Source organism: Nostoc sp. (genome assembly GCF_036917455.1).
Classification (GTDB): Bacteria; Cyanobacteriota; Cyanobacteriia; order Cyanobacteriales; family Nostocaceae; genus Nostoc.
The window spans coordinates 1-10,596 of the sequence record NZ_JBALDK010000016.1 but is presented as its reverse complement, the minus strand read 5'-3'; the positions used below and the strand labels follow the sequence as shown (position 1 = coordinate 10,596).

At 41.4% G+C, this 10,596-nt stretch carries 8 protein-coding genes; 3 read left to right on the top strand and 5 right to left on the bottom strand.

Going from position 1 to position 10,596, the window contains the following annotated elements; all coding sequences use genetic code 11:
* Window positions 1-343: 343 nt before the first annotated feature.
* From V7K42_RS01060 to V7K42_RS01050, 3 genes are all read left to right on the top strand, one after another.
* On the top strand, window positions 344-700 hold the full coding sequence (locus V7K42_RS01060; protein WP_334912718.1) for a hypothetical protein: 357 nt from the start codon (window positions 344-346) through the stop codon (window positions 698-700).
* Between the two features lie 103 nt (window positions 701-803).
* Window positions 804-1,826, top strand: a complete 1,023-nt coding sequence (locus V7K42_RS01055) for a spore photoproduct lyase family protein (protein WP_334912722.1) — start codon at window positions 804-806, stop codon at window positions 1,824-1,826.
* Window positions 1,827-2,152: 326 nt separating this feature from the next.
* Window positions 2,153-3,634, top strand: coding sequence for a site-2 protease family protein (locus V7K42_RS01050; protein ID WP_334912716.1), 1,482 nt, complete (start codon window positions 2,153-2,155; stop codon window positions 3,632-3,634).
* A gap of 276 nt (window positions 3,635-3,910) precedes the next feature.
* Here V7K42_RS01050 and V7K42_RS01045 read toward each other — a convergent pair whose 3' ends face one another.
* The 5 genes from V7K42_RS01045 to V7K42_RS01025 all read right to left on the bottom strand — a co-directional run.
* Complete coding sequence (locus V7K42_RS01045; RefSeq protein ID WP_334912720.1) at window positions 3,911-5,167, bottom strand: glycoside hydrolase family 10 protein; 1,257 nt, start codon at window positions 5,165-5,167, stop codon at window positions 3,911-3,913.
* Window positions 5,168-5,285: 118 nt separating this feature from the next.
* A complete protein-coding gene (locus V7K42_RS01040) occupies window positions 5,286-6,149 on the bottom strand; it encodes a hypothetical protein (protein WP_334912714.1) in 864 nt (287 codons plus the stop codon).
* A 442-nt stretch (window positions 6,150-6,591) separates the two neighbouring features.
* Complete coding sequence (locus tag V7K42_RS01035; protein ID WP_334912712.1) at window positions 6,592-7,095, bottom strand: hypothetical protein; 504 nt, start codon at window positions 7,093-7,095, stop codon at window positions 6,592-6,594.
* A gap of 935 nt (window positions 7,096-8,030) precedes the next feature.
* The gene (speB, locus tag V7K42_RS01030; RefSeq protein WP_334912710.1) at window positions 8,031-9,074 is read right to left on the bottom strand and encodes an agmatinase SpeB; all 1,044 of its coding nucleotides are present in this window, start codon (window positions 9,072-9,074) and stop codon (window positions 8,031-8,033) included.
* A gap of 85 nt (window positions 9,075-9,159) precedes the next feature.
* The coding region (locus V7K42_RS01025) for an FAD-dependent oxidoreductase (RefSeq protein ID WP_334912708.1) at window positions 9,160-10,596 on the bottom strand (1,437 nt) is incomplete at its 5' end.

Sequence of the window (10,596 nt, the reverse complement as noted above, 5' to 3'; positions counted from 1 at the left end):
AAAAAATTGATAAATTCTGACTATTTTAATTGCAAAATCTGAAATTAAAACAATTCAATATTATACCACAAAATATTTATGCAAGAGTTCTAATGAAATGCTGTACTTAGCAACCTAAGGTTATGACTCCAACCTAAAACTTGAGTTTATTAAGCTTGGTGAAACCCTAGAACAAGCCTAAAAGCTGGTACGAAGAGTGTGACTGATACCAGAGATATCAAGCAGAAATTGGGACAGGAAACTACTACTTTGAATTGGGTATAAACCGTATGGGCTATGGTTTTAAGACCACTTTTATATATTTTATAATATAAGTAAGGCTTAAAAATTACGCTTTAATTATATGAAAATCCTCTCATCAGAACTAGTCCATTTGGGATTTGGTAAATATGTGCGTTCTGACCAAGTGACAGCTGTTATACCAATAGAAGAAGAACGAGGCCCAGGACGACGAACCTTTGTTCACGTTCAAGGGCAAAACGATCCAATTATCGCCTCTCGCGCTGAAGATACCATTGTGCGTGATTTAGTACAGGAACCACGCGAAGTTACCCAAGCTCGTCAGCAGCAGGAAATTCTTCAAGATTTATTGGTAAATCTAGGTAATGTTAATTCAACAGTGCGACGAATTAGCCGTGATGAAGGCACTTTGGATCTTGATTTGTTAGAGCGACGACTTAAGCAAGTCCTGGAAAATTAATTGCAGAAATCAGCAAACTAAATAACGGAGAAAGATATTGCTGAATACCATTACAGACCAAGTTTCAGTATCAGATACACAAACAAGATCGCCAAAGTTGTGGATACCTGAACGGGTACTGTTTACACCTGCTGCCCTCAATGAGGTTTGGGGGCAGCAGATTCTTGCACGTGTGCAGTCACTCAACTTACCAATAGAAGAATTATCACAGAACCGCCTGAAGGGACTGCGCGGTGAGTCTGAGCGGGATACTTACAACATTGCCAAGCGTACCTTAGCGGTGGTTACTGCACCACCCAGTTCTTTGAAACTGAGTCCCATTCCACCTTCTGCGGATTGGCAGTTTCATCTTGCCGAAGGGTGTCCGGCTCACTGTCAATACTGCTACCTAGCTGGTAGCTTGTCGGGGCCACCTGTCATTCGCGTTTTTGCTAACTTACCGCAGATATTAGAGAATTTAGCTAATTACGAGCAAGAGGGTAAAAACACGAGTTTTGAAGTTAGCTGTTACACAGACCCATTGGGTATTGAGCATTTAACTGGAAGTCTGGCTGAATGTATCCGTTACTTTGGCAGTCGTCCTAATGCACATCTACGTTGGGTATCGAAGTTTGATGCCGTGGATGGATTACTCGATTTACCACACAACGGGCATACTCGCTGTCGGATGAGCGTTAATGCAGCACCCATTTCTGGTAAGTTTGAAGGTGGCACTGCATTTGTAGCATCCAGACTGAATGCATTGCGACGGTTGGCGTTACCATTAGAGCGTGGCGGTGGCGGTTATCCAGTAGGCTTGGTAATCGCGCCAATTATGCCGATAGACGATTGGCAGATGCACTATAGTCGTTTGTTTGACCAGATAAACGAGGCACTGGATTTTGATTGTAACCTTACCTTTGAGTTAATCTCCCATCGGTTCACACCTGGGTCAAAAGAAGTTTTACAAACTTGGTATCCGCAATCAAAATTAGAGATGGATGAGGCAAAACGCAGCGTCAAGCGTAATAAGTTTGGTGGGACGAAATACGTTTATGAGAAAGACACAATGAAGGCGTTGCGTAGCTTTTTTGAGAGTGAGATTAGTAGGCGCTTTCCAAATGCTGAAATTCTTTATTGGACTTAGAAAACTATTTCGCTCATATAGAGTTTGAGCAAATTAATTATTGGGTTAGAGAGCGATCGCTATATTATTATGCGATCGCTCTCTTTTCAAGTTGCTCAGGTGCGTTAGGGTAAAGCTGTAACACACAGAATTGGTATAAGCACTGAAGTACTTAAAAATCCCGGACTAAAGTCCTTACTACGAACTTTTTTACCCCTCGTCTGGGTTTGGCTACGACCACTTAAAGGGAGATAATTTGGGCAGAGGGTAGGCGACGTTATAAATTAATAAGTGTATCTGCAATACCGGACTTGTTCTGGCTTAGTCTCAATAGCAAAGGTTTGGAGATGTTTACTTTATCAGAAACTTCTATCCTGGCGGCAATCCTACTGGTAGCTTTAGGCATTTTAGGCTGGGGCTTTTATCGCGCCAGACCTTTTGGTAAACTGGGAATCTTAGCCTGGTTACAGTCGGTGGTGTTGATGACTCCCTGGCTGCTGTTTTTTGGATTGTTTGCCGCAGGGATTTACATCAATATAGCGGGTATATTGTTCTTGGTGGTGACATCCGCCGGATTGTACGTTTATTTGGGCAGACAGTTACGCGCAGCTGGGCAAGATGCCATCCTCAAGCAACGCGCAACCAAAAGACTCGCCGCTGCTTCCTCACTTGCAGCAAATTCCCCACAATTAGCAGTCGCAGAACTGAAAGCGGAAATTCCACCAATACCAGAAGATGACTTGAATGCAATTAAAGGCATTTTTGGTATCGATACATTTTTTGCCACAGAAACCATCGCTTACCAAGATGGAGCCATTTTTAAAGGTAATTTGCGGGGAGAACCAGAAGAGACTCACAACCGCCTAACTGCAAGTTTACAACAACGCCTTGGCGATCGCTATCGTCTGTTTTTAGTGGAAAACACAGACGGTAGACCCGTGATGATTGTCCTTCCCAGCCGTAACGATCCCCGGTCGATGTTGTTATCGCAAAAAGCTTTTGCAGGTGTTCTGTTGATAGCAACTATTGCTACAAATCTAGAAGCTGCGGGCTTACTGCTGAATTTTGATTTTTTTGGTAATCCAGGGCGGTTTCAAGAAGCTTTGCCCATAGGCGCTGGGATATTTGCGATTTTAGTAGCTCACGAAATTGGTCATTGGTTACTTGCCCAGCGTCACCAAATTCGCCTTAGCTGGCCCTTCTTTCTACCCGCAGTCCAAATTGGCTCCTTTGGTGCAATTACCCGCTTTGAATCTCTGTTGCCCAATCGCAAGGTATTATTTGATATTGCCTTGGCAGGGCCAGCCGCAGGTGGTATTGTCTCTTTGTTAATGCTGGTGACGGGCTTGCTGCTTTCCCACCCAGGTAGTTTATTTCAATTGCCAAATCAGTTTTTCCAAGGGTCGATTTTGGTGGGAAGTTTGGCGCGAGTTGTCCTTGGTTCGGCGTTGCAGTCACCCCTAGTAAGCGTTCATCCTTTAGTGGTGATTGGTTGGCTGGGGTTAGTAATTACCGCTTTGAACTTAATGCCCGCAGGACAACTAGATGGTGGACGGATTGTTCAGGCGATTTATGGACGCAAAACCGCAGGACGAGCAACGATCGCAACTTTAATTTTACTGGCGTTAGTGTCTCTCGGTAATATGATTGCTATGTACTGGGCGATCGTGATTTTCTTTTTGCAACGGGATCAAGAACGCCCAAGCTTAAATGAAATTACTGAACCTGATGATGCTAGAGCCGCTTTGGGGCTTTTGGCTCTATTCTTGATGATTACCACGCTTCTACCCCTAACTCCTGGTTTGGCTGGACGTTTGGGAATAGGATAGTGCTGAATTAGGAGTACAGACGCGATTAATCGCGTCTGTAAAGGAGTTAGGAGTGAAGCACATACGATAATACCAATTCTGTATGAAGATGCAACAAACTATACAAGGAACGAACCGCAAAGGCGCAAAGAACGCAAAGAAAGAAGCCAAGAGAATTTGGCTAGTTGCTTTTTTAGTAAAAAAATTTAGTCCATTCCAAGACAAATTCTTAAGTGATTGTCGGTGAACCTTCACTTAAAATTAAACGGTATGTTCACCGAGAGCTTGTTAAGAAAGTCAACTGAACGGTTTCCAGCCTGTTAACAAATTCGGGTAAGCCGTTGGTGTAGGGAAAATTTTCTGTAAGCCAGTTTGACGCTCTTGTGGCTTTTCTTTGCCCATATTCCAGAGGGATTCATAGAAAAAGAAAGAGACTCCAGCAAAATTGCGATCGCGTACTTTTTGCACTTGTGTCTGAATCTGCTGCATCGATACGGTTTTGTTTTTCAACCCAGCCAAAATACCCACACTCACTGGAATATGACTCTTGGCTGCTTTCACTTCTGGATACTCTAATTCGCTGATAAAAACATTCAAGTCATCACGATATATCTGCAAAACTAAATCTTCAACAATTCCCAGCCGTTCCCACTTCTGCCAGTCTGCTAAAAAGAAATCATAAGAAAAACGTTGAGGATTAGGAGCAACAGAAACCAGGCAATTTTTTTTAGTAACTTTGATAGCTGTAAATACTCGTTTCATAAACTCGGTGATTTTATTAGCTCTCCAACTCACCCATTCTGGATCTTTGAAGTTTTTCGAGGGAGCTTTACCACGGTGTTCTTTTTTGTAAAGTGCCACTGTATAGGCATCGTAGCCTAATTCTGATGGTAAGCCAAAATGGTCATCTAATTGAATACCGTCAATATTGTAGTTTCTAACAATTTCAATAATTAAATCTTGAATGAACTGCTGCACTTCTGGGTGAAAGGGATTTAGCCAAACGCGATTATCATTCCCATCTTTGACAACCCGTGTACCATCGCTGCGGCTAGTGAGCCATTGGGGACGGTTTTTAGCTAATAGAGAATCGGCTGGTGCCATAAAGCCAAATTCAAACCAGGGAATCACTGTTAACCCTTTTTGATGTCCCACATCGACAATTTCTTTGAGGATATCTCGCCCTTTGAGTCCGGGTGTGGGATCGAGCGATCGCCCGATAACTTTGCCTGCAACTTTGCTGGGATATAATGTATAGCCCCAATTCCAAACCGCTGGATATATGGTGTTAAAATTGAGTTCGTCAAGGCGTTGCAAAGATCCCTTGAGGCGATCGCGCTCGAATAACACATCACTATCAATATTTGTTAACCACACTCCCCTTAACTCAGATGCAGTTCGCGGCAGACTAATTTGAGCATTCAAGGGGAAAGATAGCATCACTGTAGCTACCACACTCAAGATAACTATAACGGCAAACAACCCGGACTTTCTGGTTTGGCCAATATTCGACCAAGAAGAAAACTCAACACACCACTTTATAAACCTTTTCATCATTTGATTACAGACATCATTAAATCACGAACAATCAGCAAAAATAGCGATCGCTTCGATTGTAAGCGCTAAAACAATCGCCATCTAATCCCATCAACCTAATTCAGAGTTCTTTTTATTATTGGGCACTGGTTGCGAGATGATTCCACGCTTTGATTACTGTCTGTAAATTCTTTGGCAGGTTATCTTTAGAAATATCGTTGTACTGAACCGTACCCTCTGGGCTGGTAAGAGTGAAGGTGATATAGTCAGCAGCACCACTAGGGGCTGGGTAACTCAGATTTTGGAATTTACTAAATTTAGAACGTTCTAAAAATCTCCGAAATTGTTGTACTTGTTGTACAGAAACGCGGCGAACACTACGTTCAGAATCATTTGCATCACCAATCCGCACGCGAATCAATCGCCCATCTTTGAGTAAAACAGTCTCGTAAGTTCTACCAGCAAAGCCACCACTAGAAATTTGCCGAAATACTACATCTCTATCTAATGGGGGTGGTAACTCGCTGGCTGGAATTTGCACAGGGGACAGTGTACCTTCACTAGCCTTTTGATTCAGTCTGACTGTGGAACCTGTCTGATTGGTATGATAGATCCAGTTTTGTTCGCCATTAGATACCACAATCAGCCAACCAGGAATTAACGCTTGGGTACAGAATTCATCAACTTGAGGCAGTTCCAAACAACCATTGCGCCAAGTCTGTTGATTATAATCAATAATTTGCAGTTCTCTGGCCGAAATTCCCTGTCTGCGGGCTAAATCTTGTAGTACTGCGTTAGCTACTGGACGTGGCAAGCGGTTTGATTTAATATTGTCTTTGAGAACTTCATTACTTGTTTCTAGCGATAAGTTTACAGAAGCGCCTTGAGCATCTTTGATAAGTGTTAAACCGCTAGTAACTGACAAAATTCCAGTCAAAATCAAAGCAGTGAAAATTCGTGCTTGGTTAGTATTAAAGTAGTCTTTCAGCATGAGCTTCATAGTAATATAGCGGTGTTAATCAAGAGTTATAGAGATCAAAAATAATATCCAGACACTAATAGACAACAAAATACATAATTCCAGAACTTCAGCAGTTGGAATTAATTTAGTGTATGTCTTCTGAAACACATATAAAGACAGACGCTAATGTACTGATTGTTTGTTCCTTATACAAATTATCGATGAAAATGCACTCAATCAAAACTCCCTATAGTTGTATGGCAATAGAGTAATAACTTAGAAGCTCAGGCTTCATAAAATGAGAATTTTTTTAGAGAAGGGAATACATACCCTTGTTTTAAAAAATAGCTTGCGAGGACACCTGGCAAGGCTGTTTGCCTCACCTGGGTAAGCAGAGGTTCAATAAAAGTAATTTTAAAGCTAAGGTTTTGCTCGGATCAACCTAGCGGATACAAGATTTTGCAAGTAAGCTCAGGCAATATTAGGCCCTGATGGCTTGCTGTTCAGCTTCAACTAACTGATTGTGAGGTACATCAAATCTAATGGTACTAGCTGCCCAGTCTTTGAAATCTGGTGCCAGCCAGACAAGCTTGCGTAGAATTTCATCATTCACCCACAACACCAACGGGAACTGAAACTGTTTCCGAAACTCATCTCGCATAATATTGGTACTGATAATTAGTTGGTTAATTTCCACTACAGATTCTAAACCCCGTACCATGAAAGCTTCGGGTTGAGTAGCACCAATCGCAGTTGTAATTGCTGTATACAAAGTGTCAGAAGCAGGTGAGAGCAGGATTTCGTGGATATCTGCTGATGAAAATTCTGTTAACATATTCAGCACTTGCTGCTGCCTTTCAACACAGTTACAACAAGCTAATATCAGCGAGAATTCCCCACCAGAAACCATCATCGCCCTTGCCAGCCTTTTAGTGGCTGCTGTGCTGCTAACTGTGCCGTTTTCCGAATTACTTAAGCCGATCATTAAAAAATCCTGCTTTTAATTTTAAAAATATCTGAGCAATATTCAGTTATTCTACCCTATGATTTTTTACTCAAAAGTGTTAGACGGGTAATTTGGATAAAGTTGTTACTTTAATCCTAATAACAGTCTACGGATTATCTAAGGAAGAAGTATATTGTGTATTATCCCACACTTAATAATTAAGGAATAATGTAAAGGTAGCATCAAAATCATGTGAGCAAAAGATAATGCAGGCAAAAGGAAGCAAGTAAAAAATTAGCAATCTAATTACACTGTATTGTCATATATTTTCGCATCTATCTTTGATTAAGTAATTATTTTTTAATATAAAGTTAAAAAAGTACTCAGTATTAGTTTAACAACAAACATTGGGAAGTGCGATAAAACTTGACTGGCTAATGGTTTACCGTCGCCTCCGATAAGTCGCCTAGCAATTATTTTCCCTTACAAGCTACTTTGGGGCGGGTGTAGAGTTGTGAAATGGTAAGCTGTCGCGTCTACAAGTTGCCTCATAATCTTTTAGGTAAAACCTGTAAACCCTCTCCTCTGCTCCCCTGCTGTCTCAATGTGCAAATTAAAAACACAACAGCTTATCAGCCCAAGATGCAAAAATCCCTCTTCATTAAAATTAACTCATCCGTTTGATAGACATGTAAATCGAAGATGTCGCCTCGTTATATCATGTCCGTTTAAGGACTTATCATAAAGACCGCAGTTCTTGCTGGGGGTAGGAAGCAGGGGGGAGCAACGCGAAAAAGTGAGATCCTCGTGAAATAGGCAGGGGAGGCAGGGGAGGCAGGGGAGGCAGGGGGAGAGAAATAATTCAAGTATATTTTTTAGCTTTTTAGTAGTAAAACATACTAGAATTTTTTCTTTACTCCCCCTGCTCCCCCTGCTCATTAGACGATGATCTCACTTTTTCGCGTTGCTCCCGTTTATATTTTGGGCTGAGATAAATCCATCAAATTTGCTAGCTTGTAAACTACCCGCGCTCCAACATTACCATCCCATTCAGCATCACCGACTTCACAAATATCAAAGCCAATAATTTTTCTACCACTATTGACTAATTCCCGAAATAGACAAAATGTTTGTTCTAATTCCAGCCCACCTGGGACAGGAGTACCTGTACTAGGACAAAGTTTGGGATCTAAACCATCGACATCAAAGCTAATGTAAACATACTCAGGTAAATGACTGATAATTTCTCGGCATAAATCAAGCCAAGTTGTTCCAGAGTAGAGCTTTTGTTTAATGGCTGGGTCGTAATATGCAATAATGCGATTCTCAGATTGGTCTATCATTTGTACTTCATCATGACTTATATCACGCAAACCCACTTGCACTAGCTTGGAAATTTGCGGTATTTTCAGCGCATTAAACATAATCGACGCATGAGAAAACTCAAATCCCTCATAAGCATCGCGTAAATCTGCGTGGGCATCAATGTGCAAAATGCCATAGTTGGCGTAGTTAGCCGCTAATGCTTGGAAATAACCTAACGGCGAACTGTGATCTCCACCAATGACTGCGACTTGCTTACCCTTGTTAATTGCTTCTTGGCAATTTTCAAACAGCCATTGATTAACCTGTTGCCCAGCCTGATTAATTTCTGTGAGGACAGGTGTTAAATCTGGTACATCTGAGAGTTCTTTACCTTGGGCTAATCGCTCAATAATTTTTGCTGCCAAGGCGCGATAATATGTATTTTTCTCTAAAATATCTTGGGGAATTTCTACCATGAAAATTCCCTGCTTCCAACCATTAGGGTTATCGAAATCGAATAAATCTAGTTGAGTCGAAGCATCAAGGATTCGCTGTGGGCCGTTAGCAGTGCCCGCACCATAAGAAACAGTGACTTCCCACGGTACACCAAAGACAATCAGGTTTGCAGATTCATAATCGCAAGGCAAACCTAAGAGGTTGCCATTTATTTCACCTACGCCGCTAGGATTGTAGTCTTGTAGTTGATTACTCATCGATTATCTTCTGGATTTACGTGGATAGACAGCACGCCGCCTAGTGGACATCTGCATTGTAATCAAAATTTTCACAGACGGTTAACTAGAGTGCCTCTATTATTTGGTTGAAATTGCGGCGATACAACTGTTGATTGAACTCCTGCCACTTTTTGTCTGACGAGTGGGGCGATCGCTGTAATGTTGCCTCTTGGACGTATGCTATCAGTGGGCGACGAAGATGTTCGTATTTCTCGAAGGCTTTGGCTATAGCTCGCAGATTATCCCAGTTATTCTCTTCAGCAATTTTAGCGATGAGTGTTGTAACTACTAGTGCATCTTCCAATCCTTGATTAGCTCCTTGAGCCATGAAGGGAGGCATTCCATGTGCGGCATCGCCAACTAAGACGATTCGCCCTAGACTCCAGGCTGGTGGGATTGTGCCAGGATTAGCTTCTATATTGAGGTCAGTTGGGTCAGAAACTTGTAAAGAATCTAAAATGCTCGCGTGGTGAATATAGTATGGACGCTGCTGCATTTTTGCAGGAGGAGACAGACCCACTAATTGCTTGAGCGGATCAGGAAAACCTGCTTTTTCCAACTCTTGCAAAGCTAAGTCAATTAAAGAACTTTCTGACTTTCCTTGCAATGAGTCTAAAGGCAAAGCAAGATGTATTATGTACCCTAGCTCACCAGTTGGTCTGTAATATAAAATTATCCTGATGTTATTTATACAAACAGAATTGCCAGATATTTCATCATTAGTAATTGTTACAAGTGGTGATTCTTGAAAGAAATCTTCTTCTAGTTTTGTCCATAGTTCCTTTGGTACTTCAGCTATTTCCCTACAAAATATAGCTGCAAACCCAGAGTATTCGGGTCGGGCAAAATCATCATATTGAGTATCTGTGTAAAGCAGCCTACGAACTGTAGAATTAATTCCGTCTGCTGCAACAATTAGTTTAGCTCTAATGGATTTTGTTGCTAATTCTTGGGGAGGACTATCTGAGTTTTGGGGCTGTGGATCGTTATGCTTCTGCCCATCTGTCCAATAGGCATAAGGGTTAGTTTCTATTTGGGTATCACCTACACAATCTATGCGGACACAACCTTTTTCCGGCTCATTTACAACATTAATACAACGATGATTAGCTTTAACTCGGTCTTCTGGAAGTAGCTGTCTGAGGGTTGTCTGCAAATTGTACCAAGAAATTGATACTCGACCCTCGCCATAATCTTGAAACCAGTCATCGAAACTAAGCGAAATTGAGTTAATTATTTGTCCTTTTAAATTTTTATAAATCCATTTTGGTGAATTTTTTTGAGGTTGATTTCCTTCAGTAGGTTCGACAGTCTTTTGGTCATTAGACTGCTGGGAATTCAATATACCAAGTCCAGTTTTTTTGACTTCTTCGTAAGCGTTAATATCTAAACATTTGAGAGATTGTAATAGACATCTCCAAAATAGTAATATTCTGTGGTAAAAGAAGATTGCGATAAATTTTTGACACAAAAATATGAGTGACATACTGAAGCACATTGA